The following is a 21,650-nucleotide window of genomic DNA, read 5'->3' on the forward strand; positions in this document are numbered from 1 at the left end:
TATGTTACCTAAATTTGAAGAATTGTTAAAATTAGAAAAAGGTCCCAGAATACATCCAAACGGATTTATTCAATTAGATTTAGATAAAGAACATCGATTGCATGTATGGCCCGATGAAGACTTGATTCCAAAGAATCCTGCTCATATTCATGATCATACATTTGGTTTTGAAAGTACAGTTATTAAAGGTAGTATTGCTAACTTTGATTATAACTTATTGAGAGGTGATGCTTATCATATCTATCACGTTATACCTTATGCAATAAATCAACGTGAAGAACCGATGACAAAACTATCTAATTATACGTATGATGCTAAATCTGTTAATCATTCAATGTATAATGAAGGTGAAACTTGGTATATGCCACCCTTTATGTTTCATGATGTAATGTGGTTTGGGTTGGCTGCAACAATTATTAAGATTGGTGAAGTAACGGAACATACAACTGCAAAAGTGTTATGTCCTATTGATGAAACACCAGAAGAGAAGTTTGATCGACACAATACATTAAGTACAGATGAATTGTGGGCTTGGATTGAAAAAATTTATGAATAAATGGTAGGGTGGCAGAGTGGTTGAATGCACTGTCTTGGAAAGGCAGCGACTCACGAAAGTGGGTCCGTGGGTTCGAATCCCACCCCTATCGCCAATTAGAGGTGAAACATGAAAAAATTAGCATTCTTAGGTTTCTTACTTGCATTATCTTTTAATGCAAACGCTGACTGTCAAAAAGTTGTAACATTGGAATTGTCACAATCTCATTTTACCCTTGACCTTTGGGAGCATGCAAAAGATGCTATGAACAAACAAGAAGTAAAATTACCTTTTTCGTGTGAATTTGCTGACTCATTGAAAGTTGGCGATGATTTAATGAAAGATGGTTTTCGTGTTGGTAGCTTTATTGTGCATGGATCGTTTGGTGATTGGCATTTAAAAGTTAAATCAAAATGAATGTAAATGAATTAAAAACATTAGCCGAGAGTCGTGGCTATAAAGCTCAAATATCTAACAACAAATGTTGGATAAAAACAATGTTGTTTATAGGTAAATTTCATTGGGTTTTATTTGAACCAGAAACTGATCTTGGTGATTAAATAAAACCGTTGAAAAAAATTTTATTTTCTATTATAAATAAACTCGAATCGCCTCAAAAGGGATTCACAGTTATATTGCTTTTAGGAGGATATTACCATGTCTGATTTAGACCGTTTATTTAATGAACTTTTTTCCACATCTATTGGATATGATCGTTTAAGTAGTCAACTACGCAAAAATCAATCATTCCCACCATATAATATTGTAAAACTTGAAAATAGTGATGATGTATATGTTATTTCACTTGCCGTTGCAGGATATTCAAGGGATGATATTGACGTCGAACTTCAAGATGGTGTACTTACAGTAACTGGAAAAAGCGATACCTCAGATAAACTTTCTGAAAATTTGGTGTATTTACATCAAGGAATTGCTCAACGCAAATTTAAACAACGTTTTAACCTCGATGAATATATTGAAGTTGAAGGTGCAATGATGGAAGATGGTTTACTACATATTAAGTTACGTAGACATCTCCCTGAAGAAAAACAAGCTCGAAAAATTGCCATTAATCATGGTGTTGATTCGAAGCTTCTTCTTGAATAACGTTGGGCGGTGATAAACCGCCCCATGCGTCTGTGGTGTTAATGGTAACATTCGTGGCTTCCAACCATGAGTTGCCCGTTCGAGTCGGGTCAGGCGCTCCAATAATGGTTCCATAGCTGAGGGGATTAGCACCGCTTTTACAAGGCGGAGACGTTGGTTCGATTCCAACTGGAACTACCAATTCGAGGTACAAGATGGCTAAGAAGAAAAAATTTCCTGAGCCGAAAGGTGGGTGGGAATATATTCCAAAAGGTTCAATGTGTATTGTTTGTACACACTTTGAAGATAATTGTTCAAATTTTGATTTCAATAAAATGCCTTCCATCGAAATGGATGAGAAATTTAAAGTAGTAAAGTGTTCACATTTTGAAAAAGATGATGTACAGTGTTACACATTAAAATAAGAGGAAGAGAAATTGGAAATTAAATATATGTTGGACGGTGCTTCCGTCCGAATCGTCAAAATTAATGAAGAAACTGCTCTCGACAAATTACCCGCTCGAATCTATTCAGTTGAATTTGCTCAACTACTAGGTTATTATTTGTCTATTGTAAAAGATCAGTTTGAAGTTCCTGCTAAAATTTATGGTCGCACAAACAAACGTGCTGAAAAAATTCTTTATTCATATCAAGACCGTGATGCAGCAACTGGAGTTTTATTAACTGGCGACAAAGGTACTGGTAAATCTTTGTTAATGTCTTTGATAGCAAATAAGGCTATCACCGAATTAAATTTACCTGTTATTTTAATCAAAAATCCATATATTGGTTCTGATTTCACAAATTTTGTTGAAAACATTGGTGAATGTGTTCTAATTTTTGATGAGTTTGGTAAGATGTATTCAAATTCGAAACATTCCGAAGGTCCTACCCAAAATGATTTATTATCATTAATGGATGGTGTAGATAAAACAAAACGTCTATCTATTTTCACAGAAAATAGTGATTGGGATATTAGTGAATTTATGTTGGGTCGTCCTGGTCGAGCATATTACCACATTCGTCACAAAAAGTTGGATGAAGCAAGTATCACTGGTTATTGTGAAGATCATAATGTTTCTAGTGAGATTGTTGACGAGATTGTTGATCTATCACGTCGTTCAAGACTATTTAGTTTTGATATGTTGCAATCCATTGTTGAAGAACATATTCGTTTTGGTGAACATGTTGAAGATATCGTTGATGACTTGAACATTGACACACGTCAAGAAACTGTTGCAATGATGGAAGTTCTAGAAGTCTTCGATTTGGCAACAAACGAAAAACGTGTTATTCACGATACACCTTTTGTTACCAAGCCCACTAGCAATAGTTGGGATTGTGAAGTGAAAGTCAAACGTAACTTTACTGAAGCTGAAATTCGTCACATGGAAGAGGAAGATGAAGAGTTGGAAGAACGTTATGACGAATTCTACGTTCGTATCAAAGATCTCTCATACGAAAAGAATGGTAAATCTGTTTATGAAACCGATCGATATCGTGTGATTGCAAAGGATGTGCCGAAAGTTTCAACAAACTACAGTTTGTTAGTGTAAAGGATTACATTAGTTCCATAGTGAAAAGGTATCACGACACCGTGACATGGTGTAGTTAACAGTTCGATTCTGTTTGGAACTACCAATAAATAATTTGATGAATTTAAAGGAGACTTATATGTTACAACCCATAATGTAGTCCCAGTCAACACTTGCTGGGGCGTTAACAAGTGAGGTGTAACAATATGGTTATTAAATTTTCTCGTGCTCAACGTAGACACGATTATCGTCGTGTTATGAAGAAACGTCAGAATCATTGGGGCTATGGATATCAAGGTTGGCGACAACTTGAGATGGGAACTAATGATATGTGTGCAAAACTTGCTGGTATGGTTGCTCGTACCCCAAAAGTTACGAAATGTTACTGTTGTTGTAATCCAAGACGTAACGATTGGCAAAGTAGTTTAGACCGTTTAACTATGCAAGAACGTAGAGCATTAAATAAATATAAAGACGATTATGACGAGTTCGTATAATGGTAGTGCAGTTGGTTGCAACCCTTCAGGTATCGGTTCGATTCCGTTACTCGTCTCCAAATTGGAAGTGTGGCTGAGTTGGTTTAAGGCAGCGGTTTGCTAAACCGTCGACCCACGAAAGTGGGTCCGTGGGTTCGAATCCCACCACTTCCGCCAATTCTTAAATTTTCTGTTGTTTTTTATTCTATACATATTATAATAGACTAGATAAAATAGGAGATTATAATGAAACTAACCCCACTACATGACCGAATTGTTGTCCTTGAAGATAAAGCTGATGAAATTTCTCAAGGTGGAATAATTATCCCAGGTCAAGCCCAAAAGAAACCTGCAACAGGTACTGTTATTTCCCACGGTCCAGGCAAATATGTCGATGCACAACTTGTTCCAGTTACTGTAAATGATGGTGATAAAATTGTGTTTGTTAAACATCAAGGTGATATGGTTGAAGTTGACGGTGTTGAATATCGTATCATCAAAGATGAACATATCATTGGAATTATCACTTAATGGTTGAAAAGTTCGCTATTATAGGTCGCTCACTAAGAGCCGACGGTTCTGTTATTCGTGAAAATTATGTCGGAAATGAAACTGATTTAATTAATGGCACAATTAAACTCTTACAAGAAGAGTCACTTTCTGCTGCCATTTCTTTCTTTTCAAAACGAATGGCTTATCAATATCGGACTGAGCTTATTAATTGGGTTAATACAAAACACCCTGGTAAAAATGCTGAATTTGATGTTGTTTCTATACATCTTTCAACAGATGATATTAACATATAATTTTTGGAGATTACTATGTCCCTTTTAACACAAATAAAATTTGATCAACGTTCTCTCCGTTTACTTTCTCGTTCAGAAAATCATCGTGCAAAGGCTACCCTATTAACAACTTTAATTGGTGAAGCTGAAATGGTTGGTAAGAATGATGGTAACCGTGAATCAACAGATGATGAAGTAATTGCAGTCATCAAAAAATTTATTAAGAACATTAATGAGACACTCTCTCACATCGATCCAAACCAATCAGCATATCAGATTGCTATTGATGAAAGGACAGTTCTAGAAGCATATTTACCTCACCAATATACTGATGATGAACTAGCAACTATCATTCAAGCCTATATTGAAGAAGAAGATTTGACTGATGCTCGATCAATGGGTAAAGTAATGAAATTCTTGAAAGAAAACCATAAAGGGTTATATGATGGCAAGGTTGCTAGTGATTTAACTAAAACTATGCTTTCATGAACTTTCTATTAAAACTTAAAAGATTTATCATTCGTGTAGAAAATCATTTTCATGGTAAAGGAATGGTATATCTTGCAAGCCCCTATAGTGATGAAAGTGGTTTTGTACAATCGGTACGCCACAAAGAAGCTGAATTTCAAATTGCACAAATGATGAATGACGGATTATTAGCTTTTTCACCGATTGTACATTGCCATCATTTGGCTATGATGCACCATTTACCTGCAACTTTTGATTTTTGGCAAAACTATTGTCTGGGAATGTTGAACAACGCTAGTGAACTTTGGGTGTTAATGCTCCCAGGTTGGGAAAACTCAACTGGTGTTCAGGCTGAAATTAAATATGCACAAAGTCTCAATATGCCAATTTATTATTTGCATAGCAAACGAGACGATTCTCTTTAAATACAGCAGTATTCAAATGGTTAAAGAAACTAGGCTCTCAACCTAGTGCCGAAAGGCTTTGCGAGTTCGAACCTCGTCTGCTGTACCAATCCCCTCCGATAAATACTCCATAATTCATGGAGATCTCCCAATGCTAATTGACGGAATAGAATTAACAGAAGAATCTGTTGCAGTAAACATGCAGGTTGCATCAGGAACTGCTTTCCCTGCAAGCCCATCTATAGGTGAACTATATTATCTAACTGCTGGTATGGCAGGGTTATATGTTTATGATGGGGCTAGTTGGATTGCTGCTGATGGTGGTACCATAAACGAAAGCACAATTAATCATGATAATATCATGAACGTTGGTACCAACACCCATGCCCAAATTGATGCTCACATTGCTGACACGGTTGTACACGCTAATGATGCTGTTGCAGCTTCTTCAAATGATACTGCACCAGGTTCATTATTTGATAAATTGGTTGCTGGTGGCAATATCACTTTTTCAGTGTTAAATCCAGGACTAAATGAACAATTTCAAATTAGTACTAGTCCAGCAGTAGGTGAAGCCAATACAGCAAGTAATGTTGGGGTTGGTGGAGTAGGTATTTTCAAACAAAAAACTACAACTGACCTCGAATTTAAAAACATTAATGTTGGCAGTAATAAACTATCTGTAACGGATGATGTTGGCAATAATGAAATTGATCTTGATATTGTTGAGGCAAACCTTGTTCACGATAATATTGGTGGTGCAGGAACTAACACTCATGCCCAAATTGATTCACATATCGGTACAGGAAGTATTCACTTTACAGTTGCAAGTATTGACCACACGTTAATTCAAAATATTGGTACCAATACTCACGCCCAAATTGATACTCACATTGGGGATAGTACTGTTCACTTTACAGAAGCAAGTATTGATCACACCAACATTTTAAATAAAGGTACAAATACTCACGCTCAAATTGATTCACATATATCAAATAGTGCTTTACATTCTGATATAAATGCAAAAGTGTCAGCAACAGATACTACTACAAATTATCTGGAAAGTAAAATTGTTGCAGGGGCTAATGTAACTATTACTAAACTTAATTCTGGTGCAAATGAACAATTAGAGATTGCTTCAACAGGTGGTGGTCCTACAACAACAGTTTCAACTTTAGACCCATCAGGTGGTAGTGATGGGGATATTTGGTATAAAGTATGAAAGTTATTATCACAGTCCATCCAGGCATTGACAAACATGCCTTACTTCATGAACTTGAAGCTGATGGGTATGGTGTAATTGCTTCTCCTTGTAGTTGTGTTGATCATATGCACCATAGCCAAGTTAATATGGTCTTTGATCTTGACCCAGAAGATTTTGATAAACTTCGCAATGATCCAAGAGTTATGGATGTTGAAGATTACGATCATGTTTTAAACGTTCCAATGCAACTACATGATACACGTACAATTACGCCAGCAATGTATTACGATGATCCGGTTCATGATAACTGGGCTTTTGAAAGATGTACCAAACGAACTGGTTATAATGTTACAACAGCTAATACCAATACAACATTTCGTTGGAGTCATGAAGGTGATGGTGTTGATGTAGTAATTATTGATACAGGTATTCGATTAGATCACGAAGAATTCAAAGATGAATTTGGAGTATCTCGTATCCAACAAATAGAGTGGGAAGCAGGAATGTTAACATCCAAACCCAACTTTTATACTGATCAAGTTGGACATGGAACACACGTTGCAAGTACTGTTGCAGGATTAACACAAGGCTGGGCACCTAAAGCAAGAATCTATGTGATGAAACTTCATTTAGATATAACTAGTTATGATGATTATACTAGTGCATTAACGGCACTACAGTTAGTTCATGCTTGGCATAATGCTAAGTCAGGACCTGATGCTGGAAGACCTACAATTTGTAACAATAGTTGGGGTTATTATTGGCAATACCCAAGTAATTATCCTGATGCTAACTTTGCAGATTTTAACCATCCATATTCTGTTTCTTCAGTCAATGCTGAAATTACATCAATGGTTAATGATGGAATAGTATTTGTGGCTGCAGCTGGTAATGATTCTCACTATATTGCAAATACTATCGATAGTCAGTATAGTGATGGATACTGGACAGATGCTGGTGGTAATTATGTTACTCCAACTGATCCTAGCAAAACAACTTTTTATTATCTATATCGTGCAACACCTGCAGGTGCTGATAATGCAATTTGTGTTGGGGCGACAGGCTACTTATATCTTACTCCTCCTTTAACTGATGAGACTGCTTCTTTCTCAAATTATGGTTCACGCATTGATGTATGGTCACCAGGATTTTATATACAAGGAGCTGACTTTGCATCATCAACAGGATTGATTAAAAAGAGTGGAACCTCAATGGCTTCTCCAAATGTTTCAGGAATGTTAGCTCAATTGTTAGGAGCGTTTCCAACACTCACCCATGCACAGGTTTTGGATTGGATTTCTGATTTATCTGTTAATACAGTAGTGAGTAGTCAAACTTACAATCCAGGACGTCCTGGATTGACAAAGGTTATGACAAACAGTACAACACTAATGATCTTTAGTCCTTACATGGGTATCTACGTTAAAGATGCAGGAACCTGGAAATTAGTAATGCAGCCTTCTATAAAAGACAGTGGTGTATGGAAATTACCCAAAGAAGTACATATAAAAGATAGTGGATCTTGGTATAAAGTATACGGATAATAAATAAATCTAATTACAACCTACCGAGTATTCAAATGTCCTGCAACCATGAGTTTCGACCTGATGGGATACGTCGTCACAAGTGTATAAAGTGTGGCGAACGGCAGATGTGTGATTGGAAATTACACGAACAAGAACTTCACTTTCATGATGAAAAAGAAAAACCTGAAGTTCGAATCGATCGACACCTTCGTTGTCAACACTGTAAACAAAAACATTATTTTGAGAATTAGTAGTGCTCATAAAGACGATGAGTTTTATATGCAATTAGAATTATTACCTGGAGCAATAGACTTGTGGGAACATGTTAAAGACTATGACGTGTCTTTTTTAACAAGTGTCAAGCCAGAAAAATTTCGTGAACAAAAAAGATGTTGGGTACAAGAACATTTTGGTGATGTTCAAGTTGATTATGTCTACACTTCAAAACTTAAAGCAAATTGGGCAACTCCAACATCTGTTTTGATTGATGACAGAATGAAGTCCATTGAACCATGGATAGAAGCAGGAGGGATTGGAATTCTTCATACTTCTGCAGAAGATACGATTGCTCAGTTGTTAGAGTTTGGAATTTAGATTACTTACATAAGACACTGAAAGACTTCATCAGTGCATGAATTTGATCTATATTCAATACCCCTGCAATGAATGCAAGTACAACCAATGTCTTGAAATCTGTTAGTTTGTTAACTAACATGATCCAAAAGTCACCAACCTTTTCGATAATTTTTACAAGAATGTCTTTCATGTTATTATTTATGATAACCGTTGACTTTTGTGACCCTTTGTAAGATAATGAGATTTATTTGGAGTGGGAAAAAATGCAACGTTCTTTATTTGAATTCCTTGTACTGAATCTAAGTACTGTGGAAATTGCTGAGTGTTATCACATTGCTTTATCTCATGGATTTGTAATGAGAAATCCAACAGAATATTGTTTAGCTGACTTGATTAAGAAAAGTCCTGAAGTTGTGGAATTTCTTATTCCAGTATCACCAATGATGATCAAGTCAGTTAATCCAACTCCAAAAATGATGAGATTACACAATTTAAAATGGGAAGTATAATGACACCAGATAACATCATAATTGGAACTCCAGTATGTTCAGAGGAAGAACTTGACATCCTTTCTGAAGAGGAAACTGTTCGTTTTAATTTTGATGAACTTAGAAATGAAGATGGTGATGTCTTTCTTCCCAATTTACTAGTAAAAGTAGGTCTATTTGAATCTACAAGCCAAATTCGAAGATTAAATAAGGACAGATCTACAAGTAAGAAAATTGTTGATCCAAACGAAAAGGACTTGTGGAGAAAGTTAGAAGATTTAGAATTTACACACTTCAAAATTGGACGAAAAGTATTTTGGTTGTGTGTTGGAGAAGATAAGTGAATGAAAGAATAGTTTTAGTGTTTGGAAAAATTTGTTCAGGCAAAGGACATTTTTGTAAACAGTTTTCTCTACGTACACATATTATTACTTCTTCTATTGTGAAACAACTTAGTCAATTTGATACACGTTCACAATTAGGAACAACAAAACATCTTGATCAAGAAATTGCTGAAGAAATAATCAAACAAATCAATGAAGTCGAAGGAAATGTGATTATTGATGGAATTAGACAATTATCAATTGTTCAAGCCATAGTTGATTGCTTTGGTCAAACTAATGTAGCATTAGTTTGGTTAGATGTTTCCAAAGAAGAATTGAAACGAAGATTTTTATCACGAAAAGATATTAAGGATGATCAAGATTTCGAAACAGCATTACTAAAAGATGCTGAACTGGGGTTGGATGAATTGGAACAAGAAGTTCGAGCAAATCCTAGTACTTATATAGTGAGATATGAAAATGATGCAAAACGGTGATCACACATTAAGTCCAATTGCTTTTTGGCAACAGGTATATATTGCAGCGATTCGAGCTGGTGAAGATAGTTACTATGCAAAAATACGTGCTGATAATGCTGTAAAGGAAATGTTTGATTTTGACATTGATAATTTTCGAATGCAAGACGAATCTGTATAAATATGTTGATCTTCCTTCGTTATGGCTGGAAGATATTAGTTCAATTTTATTAACCAAAGGAGAAAGTAAAATGCAAAAGACACTTGAAATACGATCTGCCGAAGGTGGAGAAGATGCAAAGTTGTTTGTTAACGACTTAGCAGAAATTTACGAACGAACATTCCTCAAGTTAGGCTGAAAGTCTAAACGTATAGAAGTCCGTTCTGGATTTCTATCTCTTCAAATCCAAGGCAACAATTTAAACGTACTTAACTCAGAAACGGGTGGGCATCGCATCCAGAGGATCCCACCGACCGAACGTAGAGGTCGTGTGCATACTTCAACCGTTACTGTAGCTGTAATTGATGACCAAGTGGAAACCAATCCTCTTTACGATCGCCTATCTGAAAATGATTTTCGTATAGAGTGGTTTTCTGGAACTGGTAAAGGAGGTCAACACAGAAATAAGCACCAAAATAGTTGTCGAATGTATCACATTCCAACTGGGCTTATGGAAGCACGTCAAGGGCGTAAGCGTGAGACTAATCTACGTGAAGCGAAAGCTGCACTACTGTTAAAACTAGAGGAAATGAAGGCAAATGAACTAGGTTTAACAGTTGGTGCACTTCGTAAGGAACAAGTGGGGTCTGGTATGAGAGGTGACAAAATTCGAACCTATTGTTTTCAAAAGGATCAAATTATTGACCACCAATCTAACACTAAGATTTCATTGAAGAAAGTATTACGAGGCAACATGGACGTATTCTGGAATATTTCATAAATAATTTTATGAAATTGTATGAAATTCTTGATATGCCAAAAAATTCACGCAAATTAAAGCGTAATGTTCGTTGGCCTGATGATGAAAATCGTTTAGGAAGGGGTATTCAAAGCACAGCTTATGCCCACCCTAAACGTAATACTGTTGTCAAAAGAACAAGATTAGATACGTTTCGTGAACACACATATGTTGAGTTTGTTCAATTGTGTTTAGAACATCAAGACAATCCATTTTTCCCAAAGTTTTATACTGCTAAGAAAGTTCAAGAACCTGTAGAAAATGATGAACAAAGACGTGGGAAGGAATGGTTAATCACAGAGATGGAAAGACTGGTTGATATTGAAAAACCAAAAATTCAGGAAGCATTATTGCACAAATTGATTAATGATGGTTTTTTAGATGTGTACAAAGTCCTTGCAACAGATCATAATTCTGCAATTAGTGAAGTAGCAGCAATGAATTTTGACACTTTTTCAACAGCTCGTCAATTTGATGAATTGTATTCATTACTAGACTATCATAAAGGTCGAGATATGTTAATGTCTCGTTCACCTAATGGAAAACTACGTCAAGCATTAACTTTGCTAAAACCTCTATTCGATGAACATCATGCTGATATGCATGCAGGTAACGCAATGGCCCGAATTTCTGCGGGTGGTCCACAATTGGTTTTTGTTGATCCTCTATTACCTTAATTTTTATTAAAAAATTCGTTGACTATCATATATAGATCCGTATAATAGTTTTGTCGTTTGGGACACATAAGCATTCGCAAGAATGTGAAAGGGCAGTGATCCTATTATAGCTGTCGCCAACTTCGGTTGGACATCCAAACAAGCCTAATACCTCCCGTGAGGGAGTTTTCACTTATAAATGCGGTGGAAATAACTATGAAGTTAGTTATGTAGGAAAGAGCTTTGACTTAAGTGCCAACTTCGTTGGGAACACAAGTCGAAGAAGAGTAACAGGTGGTGCTGACCTCTACATTAAACCAGCTAACGAATAGGTAGTATAAAAGGTAGAATTATTGGTTCGAGACTCGCAATCAAGAGCTGTAATTCAATTCCAAAGGCGCTGAGGTTTTCGAACCCCAGAATCTTGAAGAATTACTGAGTATTCGGCAGAAGAAAGGTATTTCGGCGGAGTGTATTTTGTAGACCAAAAGTCTATGAAGCATTGAGTACGCTCGTCGAGATAGGTAACTAAAGTAACTCATTTGGTAGAGTGTCTGCCTCAAAAGCAGAAAGTAGTTGGTTCGATTCCAACCTTTTTAAAAAACGCAAAGTCGTACTCAGTAATATGTGAAAATGGCTTAATTCCTTACACTTCGGTGAATAAGGAGATTGGAAACTCGCAAGGTGGAAAATCTTAAGTGAAAGTCGCACGGTGGCTCGCAAGCCTTTACTGCTCGCAAGGTAGACGGTAGACGGAAACTTGAATAGCATATTATGATAGGTGAATCGCCGCACCTTAAAAAAGGCAGTCATGCTTGTAGACTTTTCTCGGAAAAGTGGATAAGATAAGAACCCAGAGTGTCGCAACTTATTGGGATAATGTATCGAAGGTACAAGTACTAATGGTGTAATCTCAGCCTATTAACCATAAATAAACCTATGAAAACGCTATTTTTCGCAATCTTGTTAATGTTTCCATTTGTCACCTATGCAAATGATGTTGAGGATTTGAATAAAAAAATCCAAGATAATCCTGATATTACACAAGATCATTTATATCAAAAACTGAAAGTTTTACAGACCCAACTTCCAACATTGAAGTGGACGGTGCATCACCATACTTTCAAAGTAAACATTCACAGCAACAGAGATTTTTTGCTTCAATACAAATATGAATTCTAAAAAACCCCGTAAAACCAAAGCATTGGTTGTGGGTTGGATTATAATCGATAAACGATTTGGTCCTCTATTCACAACCTTTAGCCCAAATAAAGATACCTGTATTTCGATGTACGAAACGAAATTTGGGATGGAATGGAATAACGCTTGTCAACATGGAGCAATTTGTGATAAAGTTTCACTTGTAAAAGGTTGGAATTAATATAAATATTAAATAATCTTCATAAAAGGTAGCCTATGTCATCACAAAATAAATCAGTACATGAGTTCAAAAAACGTGTAATGCCAACGACTTACCGTGACGAACTAGAGAAAGGAATGACCCAATCAGACAAGATTGAGTATACTTTTCGTAAAGCATGTAAGAATGTTGATGGTGTAGTAGGTGGTGCACAAAGTACTACTGTCCAACATCTTCAAGATGTTGAAGCTGTTCTTTCTTAATGGCATTTCCATATTCTATGAAATGTCCAACTTGTCAAGCAGATCACGGTTATGTGTTTATGGGTAGAGTAAATTGCTATCATTGTAATGAGTGTAATTCAAGATTTTCGCTCCATCACACCACAAATGGCGGATTACAAATTACAGGAACTTTACTTGATGGACTAAAACTTAATGCTGATCCAGCCTATGCCTCACAAGCTATCGAAATCTACGATTTTGCTTATAAGTACATCACAAATCCAACCCCAAAACAAACTCGCTTACATAAACTTACCTGGGAATTATAGGTCATTCAAATAAATACATTTTTTGGAGAAATGTATGTCACACAATGGACCTGAACGACGTAAATTGCAATCCAGAAGTCACCCTCATCGTCGACAAGATGATCCTCCAATGACCTTCTGGCAAAAAGCAAAATTGAATCCTTTCAAAACTGCAACTGCTGTACTTACCTTTATTGCAACCCTTGCAAGTATGGTGTATGGATTTTTGGAATTTGTAGCAACCAAATCAGATGTCCATATGTTACGTAGTGAAGCTATTGACGTTGCTATTATGAAATATGAAGATGATTTGATGGAAATCGAATTTCGAGTTACATCTGGACACGGAAGTGATTTTGATGTAATATTAGTAAATCATTATAAAAGACGTATTGAAAGTTTGAAGGAATTAAAGAGAGAAGAGTAATGCGATTCTTAATATTCATTATTTTTAGTTTATGGTTTAGTGTTTCCTGTGCAGAAGAAGCACCACCACCTCAACAAAAAGCAAATATGAAGGTTCTTGAATCTCAAGTCGTTCAAATTCAAGAGAAAATTCAACAAGGTGAAGCTTCCAAAGAAGAAAAAATTTGGTTGAAAATTCTTAAGGAACAAATTAAAAAACAATCCAAAAAATAGGTTGTCCTCCAACCTTAAATTACAGATAATATCTGTTATGTCCGTATAGTTCAATGGTAGAACGGGAGATTCTAGTCCTCTGCGTTGTGGGTTCGATTCCTACTACGGACACTTATTTTATAACCCTAAAGAGAGAAGAGAGAAATGAACTGTTTTAAATATTTCAGTATAAATGTTTTTCCCACCATATTACTAATAATTTTCCTAGTGTTCAGTTTAACAGGTTGTGAAGATGACAACCTTTATCCTTTTATGGTAACAAGTGTTGGAGATCGAGTAACACTCCATTATATTGGACAGGAGAATGTTCTTCCTGAAAAATTTTATGTAATCACACAAGGTTCTTGGAATGGAGATCCCTGTAATCTTCGAACAACTGCTCGTCCTGCTAATGATAAAGCTTGTGGTCAGCAATCCAACATTACATTGGGAATGGTATTGAAAATTCGTGGTGATCGAATTGAGAAAAACGAAGCACGTTTAACTATGCAATATATTGATTGTAACAACTGTCAAGCAGTTGATCTCGAAAAACTTGGAATTGCTCTTCAACGGGCTGCAACAAGTGATGGTAAGATGAGACTATCTGAACGTGTGGAAGAAGTAGAGAAGGTAGCAAATAAAGCAAACATCGATATTAATCGATTAAATGATAAGGTTGATGCAAATATGGATGAAACCGTAGTTGCTGTCAAACAAGTACACGAAAACTTAAAGGGAACACAAGAAGTTGTTATGTCTCACGAAAAAGATATTGGTGAGTTGAAACAACGATCTGAAGCCTATGAAGAAGTTGTTGCAGAGAACTCTACGAAACTTAAAGTAATTTGCAATGACAAAGAGTTTGACATGTGTAACAAACGCGAAAATATGTTTTCTGATTCAGTAAATAGTGGTACAGTTGCACCAAAAGCAAATCACTTTGATTTCTTGAACAAATAAGGAGCAGTAATGAAAATTCCGTACACACCAATTAAAACTGTTATCACTCAAACTACTTGTGATTTTCACAAAGAACATCCTGGAGTACCTTATGCAGGCTGTTGTTGTAGTTTTAATTGTGCAAGTGTAGAATTAACTGCTGAAGAACAACTTCAAGAAAGATTGAAAAAATTTAAAGATCAAATGGAAGGTGATAAAAATTGCCTTCCAAATGGTTTTTGTTTTAATGATAAAACCAACTTTATAATTTAATAAATAAACTTACCAAAAGAGGAGATAACCCATGACATAGGTTTCTAACAGAAGTCCCCCTTAATAGTTTGTTAAATTTACCCATTTAGCAACTTTTAACATTTAACTATTAGGAGACTTAAAATGAACGCTAAAGAATTTTTCAAATCAAAAGATCATTATCTATACTTTCGTAAAATGTGGGCTGAGCATGTAAATGCAAAAGGTCTAATTCGAGCTCACCATCATGTAATTTACAATATTCTTCGTGGTCGAGACCCATTTCACGGTTTTTCACCAGTAACTGCAAAACGTAAACTCTATCCAGGACAAAATCCTCATAGATATTATGATATTGTAGATTGGTTTATGCGTGCTTTGGAGCGTCAATATAAAGATTATATCACAAGTGCCATGGCACCATTTGGTGGAACCATTACAGCTGAAACGCTTCTACAGGTATGTGAAGTGTACAAACAACGTATTGAAGCTAATAAGGAGGCTGCATAATGTCTTAGATTCCTTACGTTTACGTCGTTGTAAGGACAGATATCAAGCTTGAACATCAGATTGTTCAAGCTTGTCATTCTGCTCTTGAAAGTGGATTTAGTTTTGATCGTCCTAACGAAACATGTCACCTTGTATTGTGTCAAATAACCAATGAGGAGGAATTGTTGAAGTTAGCATCGAAACTGAGAGATAATAGTATAAGTTTTGAACTATTTCATGAACCTTGGTGGAATATGGGGTACAGTGCATTATCTACTGAACCTATGTATGAAAAACCATCAATTTTGAAACGTCTAAAACTATGGAAGGGTATAAATACTCAAATAACCGAGGAGGAAAATGGCAATGGCAATCTTAAACAACCAGCACATTTCGCTTGAAGAAATTCCTAGAATTCTAGCACTTGATATCGCTGGTCAGCCATTTCGCTGGATCACGTATCAAGATGCTTGCTATTACACTGCAAAAGGAGCAGTAGCTTGGGCTATGCCTGAACATACTGTAACTGTTTATGGTGGTACTTCAAGTTTGACAGGTGAACAATCTTCACTAACATTTAACTCGATTATTGCAATTCGAGGTAAAGTACAAGCTAAACAAGGACACAGAGATGTGGCATTCAATGGTAATGCAATGTTTCGTCGTGACCAAAATATTTGTGCTTATTGTGGTCAAGAATTTCCTACCTCCAAGTTGACAAAGGATCATATTATTCCTCAAAGTAAGGGTGGTAAGGATTCTTGGACAAATTGTGTAACCTCATGTGGTCCTTGTAATCGTCGTAAGAGTGATTACTTACTAGATCAGTGTGGAATGGAATTATTATATGTTCCTTACACACCTTGTCGTAGTGAATACTTGTTACTACAAAACCGTAGAGTACTGACTGATCAAATGGAGTTCTTGAAATCTCAAATCAAGAACAAGAACAGTCGTTTCTTATAACAATAGGGCCTTCGGGCCCTATCTTATATTATGCGTCATATAGATACAAATACAGAAATTAATCCTTTAGAGATTGATGAGTTATCTCTTCGAATAGACTATTTAATTTCGTTATAAACCTTTTCTTTTCCCAATTTATTTTGTATCCTTAAAATAGCTATAAACTATAATAAGGAGTAGATAATGTCCGTCTTAGACATCATTACTTACCCAAACAAAAATCTTTCTGCTAAATCTCGTTTGATTGATATTGATAATGAGAATGAAATGGAAGAAGTTCGAATACTTGCTGCTGATATGCTTGAAACGATTGAAGCACATCCAGATGCTGTTGGACTATCAGCTGTACAAGTTGGTAGACATCTTCAGTTAATTGTTATTAGAGCAATTGAGGGAATTATTGAAGAGCCCCTTTATCTTATCAACCCTACCATTACACAATTTGTAGGTAAAAAAGCACTACAGATGGATGAAGGTTGTCTTTCGGTTCCTGGTATTTTTACAATGATTAAACGATCACCTGCAATTGTTATTAAAGCTCATAAACTTGATGGATCTGACTTTGAAATTCAGGCTACAGGTGTCATGTCAATTATTATTCAACATGAACTTGATCATTTAATTGGTAAAACAATTCTTGATAAGGTTGGTATCTTAGATAGAATAAAACTGAAAAGTCAGTATGAAAAACAGCAGGAGATGAACAATGGATGATATTGAAAAGACAGAAGAAAATCTTCAAGAAGAAGCTCAACAAGCCCCAATGGATCCAGAACTGTTGCGTATGTTAATGCAAAGTGGTATTCGTAGAGGAAAGTTACGTTTAACTAAGAAACGTATACCAAAAGCAAAACGTATTCACAAACGTAAAATTCAAAAACAAGCACGTAAAGCAAATAGAGGTTAAAATGAAACGTAAAGTACAAATGAAAATTTTAGATCCACGTATTGGTAATGAATTTCCTATACCTGAACATGCTACTGATGGTTCAGCAGGTATTGATTTGCGTGCATGTATAGATGAAGACATTCAACTTGTGAGAGATGATGTATTATTAGTTCCAACTGGTATTTCAATTCATATAGAAGATCCAAACTATATGGCAATGTTAGTACCTCGTTCTGGGCTTGGTCATAAACATGGTTTGGTGTTGGGAAATTTAACTGGTATTATTGATTCTGATTATCAAGGTCAACTATTCGTATCTTTATGGAATAGAGGTATTAGAGCCCAAACAATTCATCCTGGTGACCGTATTGCACAGATGATTGTTGTTCCTGTTCAACAAATAGAACTTGAAGTTGTTGATGAATTTGTTGAAACAGAAAGAGGTGAAGGTGGGTTTGGTCACACAGGTGTTAGTGTTGAACCAAGCGTAGTTCATTTTGAAACATGTGATGGTGACATGATTGCTTTTGAACTTGAGGAAGATAAAGCTGAACAATTCCCAGTAGACCGACATCACGAAATGAGAACAGAAAAGTCTGCAGTAACCGTTGATCCAAAACAAGATTGAATTTATGGTAACAAATAGACTAGAAAAGGATGCTAGTTTTCAATTAAAGGAAATACTTTACATTTAAGAGGAGTAGCCACACAATGTCAATTGTAAGTAATCGTTTCAAGGAACGTTTCAAAACTCACGCTAAAGAGGAAATGTCCCTAGATGAATATTTAGACCTTTGCAAAACCGACCATATGGCTTATGCATCTTCAGCAGAAAGAATGCTTGCTGCTATTGGTGAGCCTGTATTGGTTGACACTTCGAAAGATCCCAGAATGTCTCGAATCTTTCTAAATAAAACTATTAAAGTTTATCCAGCATTCAAAGAGTTTTACGGTTGTGAAGAATCGATCGAAAACATCGTTGCTCACTTTCAACATGCTGCCCAAGGGTTGGAAGAACGCAAACAAATTTTATATCTTTTGGGACCTGTTGGTGGTGGTAAATCATCATTAGCAGAACGATTAAAAGAGTTAATGCAAAAATTCCCTATCTATACAATTAAAGCCATCAACAAAGAAACTGGCGAAGAAGAAATTTCCCCAATTTTTGAATCACCTTTAAACTTGCTCGATGCTGTTGAAGATGGTCCTGTTGTTGAAGAAGAATATGGTATCTCTGCACGTTATTTGCAAGGTATCGCTTCACCTTGGGCTGTTAAACGACTGGAAGAATTGGGTGGGGATGTAGACCAATTTCGAGTTGTTAAACTATGGCCTTCAATTTTGAAGCAAATTGCAATTACCAAAACTGAACCTGGTGATGAAAATAACCAAGATATTTCATCGTTGGTTGGTAAAGTCGACATTCGTAAGTTAGAAGACTTTTCTCAAGATGATCCTGATGCTTATAGCTACAGTGGTGGGTTAAACCTCACTAGTCAAGGTATTTTGGAATTTGTGGAAATGTTTAAAGCCCCAATCAAAATGTTGCATCCTTTGTTAACTGCAACACAAGAAGGTCACTACAATGGAACACAAGGTTTCGGTGCGATTCCTTTCCAGGGCATTATCTTAGCTCATAGTAATGAATCTGAATGGGAACAATTTCGCAATAACAAGACTAACGAAGCTTTCTTGGATCGTGTTAATCTTGTTAAGGTTCCATATTGCTTACGTTATGAGGAAGAAGAGCACATCTATGAAAAACTTCTTCGTAATAGTTCATTGATTGATGCACCAATTGCTCCAGGTACATTACGTATGATGGCTCAGTTCTCTGTGCTATCACGATTATTCAAACCTGAAAATTCAAATCTCTACTCTAAGATGAAAGTCTATAATGGTGAAGATTTGAAAGATGTAGATCCAAAAGCAAAATCTCTTTCTGAATACCGTGAAAATGCTGGTGTTAATGAAGGTATGAGTGGTCAGTCTACTCGTTTTGCATATAAGATTTTATCAAAGGTCTTCAACTATGATCCAAATGAACTTGCTGCTAACCCAGTACATTTGATGTATATTTTGGAAAAGACTATCATCAATGAACAGTTTGGTAGTGAAGTTGAAGAAAACTACTTAACCTTCATCAAAGGAATTTTGGCTCCTAAATACGCAGAGTTCATTGGTGAAGAATTACAAAAAGCCTATTTGGAATCATATTCCGAATATGGTCAAAACTTATTCGACCGTTACATAGCATATGCTGATTCTTGGATTCGTGATGAAGATCATCGTGATCCAGATACAGGTGAAATTTACGATCGTGAAACTCTAAATGCTGAGTTAGAAAAGATCGAAAAGGCTGCTGGTATTGGAAATCCAAAAGATTTTCGTAACGAAGTTGTTAACTTTGTTCTACGTGAACGTGCTAACAATGAAGGTAAGTCACCTGCATGGAACAGTTATACTAAACTTGCAAACGTCATCGAGAAGAAGATGTTTACACAAACCGAAGAGTTACTTCCTGTAATTAGCTTTGGATCTAAAAAATCCAAAGATGAAGAGAAGAAACATAACGAGTTTGTTGATCGTATGGTTAAGAAAGGTTATACCCCAAAACAAGTTCGCTTGTTAGTTGAGTGGTATATGCGTTACAGCAAATCGAGCTAAGCGTTCTAAGTCGCGATGATCGTGACTATTCCTCAGAGTGGTAGGACAGCTTTTGGTCGGTGGCGTAACCTCAAGTTTCTGATGGATCAGATTACTACCCTCTTTTTACCATATTGATAGTTAAAATTAACGGAGAAACTTAATGCCACATATTATCATAGACAGAACAAAAACGACTAAGAACAAGTCGGCTACAAACCGACAGAAATTCTTAGATCGTGTTAAAGGAAGAACAAAAGAAACTGTTAAAAAAGCCATTCAAGATGGGAACATAACTGATATTGTTAAAGATAGAAAAGAGAAGGTTAACGTCCCAACAAAAGATATCAACGAACCAAATTTTCGACACGATCATGGTGGTGTAACTAAACGTGTACTACCTGGTAACAAAGAATTTATTCCTGGTGACCGTGTTCCAAGACCACCTAGTGGTGGGGGTGGAGGTGCTGGTCAAGGTGCTTCTGATAAAGGTGAAGGTGAAGACGATTTCGAATTCACTATCACTCGCGAAGAATTTCTTCAGTATTTCTTTGAAGATCTAGAACTTCCTGATATGGAAGAAAAGAATATAGCCACAACTGAAGAGTACAAATGGAAACGAGCTGGATTTGTTACGGATGGTGATCCTGGACGCTTACATTTAGTTCGTTCAATGAAAAATGCTTCGGCTCGTAAAATTGCTTTACGAAATCCTAAGAAACGAAAACTCAAGAAGTTGTTAGAAGAACTAGCACAACTTGAAGCATTCTGTATTGGTAAGACTGAAGATCAAACTACAATTGAGCGTGACCGCATTAAAGAGATCAAAAAAGAAATTGAAGTTCTTGAACGTAAATTAAAAAATATTCCATTTGTTGATGAAATTGATTTACGTTACCATAATACTGTCAAGTATCCTGTACCTACGACACAAGCAGTTATGTTTTGTGTAATGGATGTATCAGGGTCTATGCAAGAATGGCACAAGGAAATGTCTAAACGTTTCTTTATGTTGTTGTACTTGTTTTTACACCGTAATTATGAGAAAATAGATGTTGTGTTCATTCGTCATCACACTTCAGCAAAAGAAGTTGATGAAGAAGAATTCTTTCGTGGAAGAGAAACGGGTGGTACGTTAGTTTCACCAGCTCTTCAACTTTTAATGGATATTCAAAAAGAACGTTATCCGACCGATGCTTGGAATGTATATGTTTGTCAAGCTTCTGATGGTGATAACTGGGATAATGACACAAAAACTGCAGTTGAGTGTGTAAACAAGATACTCAAAATTTGCCAATACTTTGCATATGTTGAAGTTAGTAATCGAGATCAAGGTGATCTTTGGCCTCATTATGAAGCAATCGCTTCTCAACATCGAAACTTTGATATTGCAAAAATAACTGATGCTTCTGATATCTATCCAGTGTTCAGAGGTTTATTTTCAAAAGAGAGAGGTTAA

At 36.0% G+C, this 21,650-nt stretch carries 35 protein-coding genes, 8 tRNA genes and 1 pseudogene; 43 read left to right on the plus strand and 1 reads right to left on the minus strand.

The window, feature by feature from the left end:
- Nucleotide 1: 1 nt before the first annotated feature.
- From AC220I_RS02210 to AC220I_RS02305, 20 genes are all read left to right on the plus strand, one after another.
- Nucleotides 2-556, plus strand: coding sequence for a hypothetical protein (locus AC220I_RS02210; protein WP_486722185.1), 555 nt, complete (start codon nucleotides 2-4; stop codon nucleotides 554-556).
- 2 nt (nucleotides 557-558) lie between these two features.
- Nucleotides 559-650, plus strand: a tRNA-Ser gene (locus AC220I_RS02215).
- 14 nt (nucleotides 651-664) lie between these two features.
- Nucleotides 665-952, plus strand: coding sequence for a hypothetical protein (locus tag AC220I_RS02220; protein WP_486722186.1), 288 nt, complete (start codon nucleotides 665-667; stop codon nucleotides 950-952).
- Between the two features lie 240 nt (nucleotides 953-1,192).
- On the plus strand, nucleotides 1,193-1,642 hold the full coding sequence (locus AC220I_RS02225; RefSeq protein ID WP_486722187.1) for an Hsp20 family protein: 450 nt from the start codon (nucleotides 1,193-1,195) through the stop codon (nucleotides 1,640-1,642).
- A gap of 26 nt (nucleotides 1,643-1,668) precedes the next feature.
- Nucleotides 1,669-1,743 (plus strand) — tRNA-Gly (locus AC220I_RS02230).
- Between the two features lie 5 nt (nucleotides 1,744-1,748).
- Nucleotides 1,749-1,822: transfer RNA gene (locus tag AC220I_RS02235), tRNA-Val, on the plus strand.
- A gap of 14 nt (nucleotides 1,823-1,836) precedes the next feature.
- Nucleotides 1,837-2,046 (plus strand): hypothetical protein, encoded by a 210-nt coding sequence (locus AC220I_RS02240; RefSeq protein WP_486722188.1) that lies wholly within the window; start codon nucleotides 1,837-1,839, stop codon nucleotides 2,044-2,046.
- Nucleotides 2,047-2,058: 12 nt separating this feature from the next.
- Complete coding sequence (locus AC220I_RS02245; protein ID WP_486722189.1) at nucleotides 2,059-3,177, plus strand: AAA family ATPase; 1,119 nt, start codon at nucleotides 2,059-2,061, stop codon at nucleotides 3,175-3,177.
- Between the two features lie 11 nt (nucleotides 3,178-3,188).
- Nucleotides 3,189-3,262, plus strand: a tRNA-Val gene (locus AC220I_RS02250).
- 100 nt (nucleotides 3,263-3,362) lie between these two features.
- On the plus strand, nucleotides 3,363-3,653 hold the full coding sequence (locus AC220I_RS02255) for a hypothetical protein (protein ID WP_486722190.1): 291 nt from the start codon (nucleotides 3,363-3,365) through the stop codon (nucleotides 3,651-3,653).
- Nucleotides 3,639-3,712: transfer RNA gene (locus AC220I_RS02260), tRNA-Cys, on the plus strand. Before AC220I_RS02255 ends, AC220I_RS02260 begins: the two co-directional genes overlap by 15 nt.
- Nucleotides 3,713-3,716: 4 nt before the next feature.
- A tRNA-Ser gene (locus AC220I_RS02265) sits at nucleotides 3,717-3,809 on the plus strand.
- Nucleotides 3,810-3,878: 69 nt separating this feature from the next.
- Entirely contained in the window at nucleotides 3,879-4,163 is a 285-nt protein-coding gene (locus AC220I_RS02270; protein WP_486722191.1) for a co-chaperone GroES, read from the plus strand.
- On the plus strand, nucleotides 4,163-4,438 hold the full coding sequence (locus tag AC220I_RS02275) for a hypothetical protein (protein WP_486722192.1): 276 nt from the start codon (nucleotides 4,163-4,165) through the stop codon (nucleotides 4,436-4,438). The genes AC220I_RS02270 and AC220I_RS02275 overlap by 1 nt, the downstream gene beginning before the upstream one ends.
- A gap of 15 nt (nucleotides 4,439-4,453) precedes the next feature.
- Nucleotides 4,454-4,906, plus strand: a complete 453-nt coding sequence (locus AC220I_RS02280; protein ID WP_486722193.1) for a GatB/YqeY domain-containing protein — start codon at nucleotides 4,454-4,456, stop codon at nucleotides 4,904-4,906.
- Nucleotides 4,903-5,310: a DUF1937 family protein gene (locus AC220I_RS02285; protein ID WP_486722194.1), complete on the plus strand. Its 408-nt coding sequence runs from the start codon at nucleotides 4,903-4,905 to the stop codon at nucleotides 5,308-5,310. Before AC220I_RS02280 ends, AC220I_RS02285 begins: the two co-directional genes overlap by 4 nt.
- Nucleotides 5,311-5,312: 2 nt before the next feature.
- A tRNA-Glu gene (locus tag AC220I_RS02290) sits at nucleotides 5,313-5,398 on the plus strand.
- Nucleotides 5,369-6,511 carry a hypothetical protein gene (locus tag AC220I_RS02295; protein WP_486722195.1) on the plus strand — a complete coding sequence of 381 codons (1,143 nt, stop codon included), beginning with the start codon at nucleotides 5,369-5,371 and terminating at the stop codon, nucleotides 6,509-6,511. Before AC220I_RS02290 ends, AC220I_RS02295 begins: the two co-directional genes overlap by 30 nt.
- Entirely contained in the window at nucleotides 6,508-8,037 is a 1,530-nt protein-coding gene (locus tag AC220I_RS02300) for a S8 family serine peptidase (RefSeq protein ID WP_486722196.1), read from the plus strand. The genes AC220I_RS02295 and AC220I_RS02300 overlap by 4 nt, the downstream gene beginning before the upstream one ends.
- 93 nt (nucleotides 8,038-8,130) lie before the next feature.
- Nucleotides 8,131-8,613 (plus strand): hypothetical protein, encoded by a 483-nt coding sequence (locus AC220I_RS02305; RefSeq protein ID WP_486722197.1) that lies wholly within the window; start codon nucleotides 8,131-8,133, stop codon nucleotides 8,611-8,613.
- 1 nt (nucleotide 8,614) lies between these two features.
- Here the strand turns inward: AC220I_RS02305 and AC220I_RS02310 are convergent, their stop codons facing one another.
- Entirely contained in the window at nucleotides 8,615-8,785 is a 171-nt protein-coding gene (locus AC220I_RS02310) for a hypothetical protein (protein ID WP_486722198.1), read from the minus strand.
- Between the two features lie 73 nt (nucleotides 8,786-8,858).
- Here AC220I_RS02310 and AC220I_RS02315 point away from each other — a divergent pair, with 73 nt between their 5' ends.
- From AC220I_RS02315 to AC220I_RS02425, 23 genes and pseudogenes are all read left to right on the plus strand, one after another.
- Nucleotides 8,859-9,104: a hypothetical protein gene (locus AC220I_RS02315; protein WP_486722199.1), complete on the plus strand. Its 246-nt coding sequence runs from the start codon at nucleotides 8,859-8,861 to the stop codon at nucleotides 9,102-9,104.
- A complete protein-coding gene (locus AC220I_RS02320) occupies nucleotides 9,092-9,427 on the plus strand; it encodes a hypothetical protein (protein ID WP_486722200.1) in 336 nt (111 codons plus the stop codon). Before AC220I_RS02315 ends, AC220I_RS02320 begins: the two co-directional genes overlap by 13 nt.
- Nucleotides 9,424-9,903 (plus strand): AAA family ATPase, encoded by a 480-nt coding sequence (locus AC220I_RS02325; protein WP_486722201.1) that lies wholly within the window; start codon nucleotides 9,424-9,426, stop codon nucleotides 9,901-9,903. The genes AC220I_RS02320 and AC220I_RS02325 overlap by 4 nt, the downstream gene beginning before the upstream one ends.
- Entirely contained in the window at nucleotides 9,887-10,063 is a 177-nt protein-coding gene (locus AC220I_RS02330) for a hypothetical protein (RefSeq protein WP_486722202.1), read from the plus strand. Before AC220I_RS02325 ends, AC220I_RS02330 begins: the two co-directional genes overlap by 17 nt.
- Nucleotides 10,029-10,385, plus strand: a pseudogene (locus tag AC220I_RS02335) (PCRF domain-containing protein); the annotation flags it as partial. The gene AC220I_RS02330 and the pseudogene AC220I_RS02335, both read left to right, overlap by 35 nt.
- Nucleotides 10,386-10,415: 30 nt before the next feature.
- Nucleotides 10,416-10,823: a peptide chain release factor-like protein gene (locus AC220I_RS02340; RefSeq protein WP_486722299.1), complete on the plus strand. Its 408-nt coding sequence runs from the start codon at nucleotides 10,416-10,418 to the stop codon at nucleotides 10,821-10,823.
- 8 nt (nucleotides 10,824-10,831) lie between these two features.
- A complete protein-coding gene (locus AC220I_RS02345; protein WP_486722203.1) occupies nucleotides 10,832-11,518 on the plus strand; it encodes a hypothetical protein in 687 nt (228 codons plus the stop codon).
- A gap of 504 nt (nucleotides 11,519-12,022) precedes the next feature.
- Nucleotides 12,023-12,097: transfer RNA gene (locus AC220I_RS02350), tRNA-Leu, on the plus strand.
- Between the two features lie 339 nt (nucleotides 12,098-12,436).
- Nucleotides 12,437-12,679 carry a hypothetical protein gene (locus AC220I_RS02355; protein WP_486722204.1) on the plus strand — a complete coding sequence of 81 codons (243 nt, stop codon included), beginning with the start codon at nucleotides 12,437-12,439 and terminating at the stop codon, nucleotides 12,677-12,679.
- A 279-nt stretch (nucleotides 12,680-12,958) separates the two neighbouring features.
- Nucleotides 12,959-13,120: a hypothetical protein gene (locus tag AC220I_RS02360; RefSeq protein WP_486722205.1), complete on the plus strand. Its 162-nt coding sequence runs from the start codon at nucleotides 12,959-12,961 to the stop codon at nucleotides 13,118-13,120.
- A 17-nt stretch (nucleotides 13,121-13,137) separates the two neighbouring features.
- Complete coding sequence (locus AC220I_RS02365; protein WP_486722206.1) at nucleotides 13,138-13,410, plus strand: hypothetical protein; 273 nt, start codon at nucleotides 13,138-13,140, stop codon at nucleotides 13,408-13,410.
- A 34-nt stretch (nucleotides 13,411-13,444) separates the two neighbouring features.
- On the plus strand, nucleotides 13,445-13,816 hold the full coding sequence (locus AC220I_RS02370) for a hypothetical protein (protein ID WP_486722207.1): 372 nt from the start codon (nucleotides 13,445-13,447) through the stop codon (nucleotides 13,814-13,816).
- A complete protein-coding gene (locus AC220I_RS02375) occupies nucleotides 13,816-14,028 on the plus strand; it encodes a hypothetical protein (RefSeq protein ID WP_486722208.1) in 213 nt (70 codons plus the stop codon). The genes AC220I_RS02370 and AC220I_RS02375 overlap by 1 nt, the downstream gene beginning before the upstream one ends.
- A 144-nt stretch (nucleotides 14,029-14,172) precedes the next feature.
- Nucleotides 14,173-14,970: a hypothetical protein gene (locus AC220I_RS02380; protein ID WP_486722209.1), complete on the plus strand. Its 798-nt coding sequence runs from the start codon at nucleotides 14,173-14,175 to the stop codon at nucleotides 14,968-14,970.
- A 9-nt stretch (nucleotides 14,971-14,979) separates the two neighbouring features.
- Complete coding sequence (locus AC220I_RS02385; RefSeq protein WP_486722210.1) at nucleotides 14,980-15,222, plus strand: hypothetical protein; 243 nt, start codon at nucleotides 14,980-14,982, stop codon at nucleotides 15,220-15,222.
- 123 nt (nucleotides 15,223-15,345) lie between these two features.
- Nucleotides 15,346-15,711 carry a hypothetical protein gene (locus AC220I_RS02390; protein ID WP_486722211.1) on the plus strand — a complete coding sequence of 122 codons (366 nt, stop codon included), beginning with the start codon at nucleotides 15,346-15,348 and terminating at the stop codon, nucleotides 15,709-15,711.
- 8 nt (nucleotides 15,712-15,719) lie between these two features.
- The gene (locus AC220I_RS02395; RefSeq protein ID WP_486722300.1) at nucleotides 15,720-16,091 is read left to right on the plus strand and encodes a peptidyl-tRNA hydrolase; all 372 of its coding nucleotides are present in this window, start codon (nucleotides 15,720-15,722) and stop codon (nucleotides 16,089-16,091) included.
- The gene (locus tag AC220I_RS02400; RefSeq protein ID WP_486722212.1) at nucleotides 16,057-16,656 is read left to right on the plus strand and encodes an HNH endonuclease; all 600 of its coding nucleotides are present in this window, start codon (nucleotides 16,057-16,059) and stop codon (nucleotides 16,654-16,656) included. The genes AC220I_RS02395 and AC220I_RS02400 overlap by 35 nt, the downstream gene beginning before the upstream one ends.
- 183 nt (nucleotides 16,657-16,839) lie before the next feature.
- Nucleotides 16,840-17,370 (plus strand): peptide deformylase, encoded by a 531-nt coding sequence (gene def, locus AC220I_RS02405; protein WP_486722213.1) that lies wholly within the window; start codon nucleotides 16,840-16,842, stop codon nucleotides 17,368-17,370.
- Nucleotides 17,363-17,563, plus strand: a complete 201-nt coding sequence (locus AC220I_RS02410) for a hypothetical protein (RefSeq protein ID WP_486722214.1) — start codon at nucleotides 17,363-17,365, stop codon at nucleotides 17,561-17,563. Before def ends, AC220I_RS02410 begins: the two co-directional genes overlap by 8 nt.
- A 1-nt stretch (nucleotide 17,564) precedes the next feature.
- Nucleotides 17,565-18,173 (plus strand): dUTP diphosphatase, encoded by a 609-nt coding sequence (dut, locus tag AC220I_RS02415; RefSeq protein ID WP_486722215.1) that lies wholly within the window; start codon nucleotides 17,565-17,567, stop codon nucleotides 18,171-18,173.
- A gap of 83 nt (nucleotides 18,174-18,256) precedes the next feature.
- Complete coding sequence (locus AC220I_RS02420) at nucleotides 18,257-20,212, plus strand: PrkA family serine protein kinase (RefSeq protein WP_486722216.1); 1,956 nt, start codon at nucleotides 18,257-18,259, stop codon at nucleotides 20,210-20,212.
- A 142-nt stretch (nucleotides 20,213-20,354) separates the two neighbouring features.
- The gene (locus tag AC220I_RS02425; RefSeq protein ID WP_486722217.1) at nucleotides 20,355-21,650 is read left to right on the plus strand and encodes a YeaH/YhbH family protein; all 1,296 of its coding nucleotides are present in this window, start codon (nucleotides 20,355-20,357) and stop codon (nucleotides 21,648-21,650) included.

This window comes from Fusibacter sp. (genome assembly GCF_057447755.1).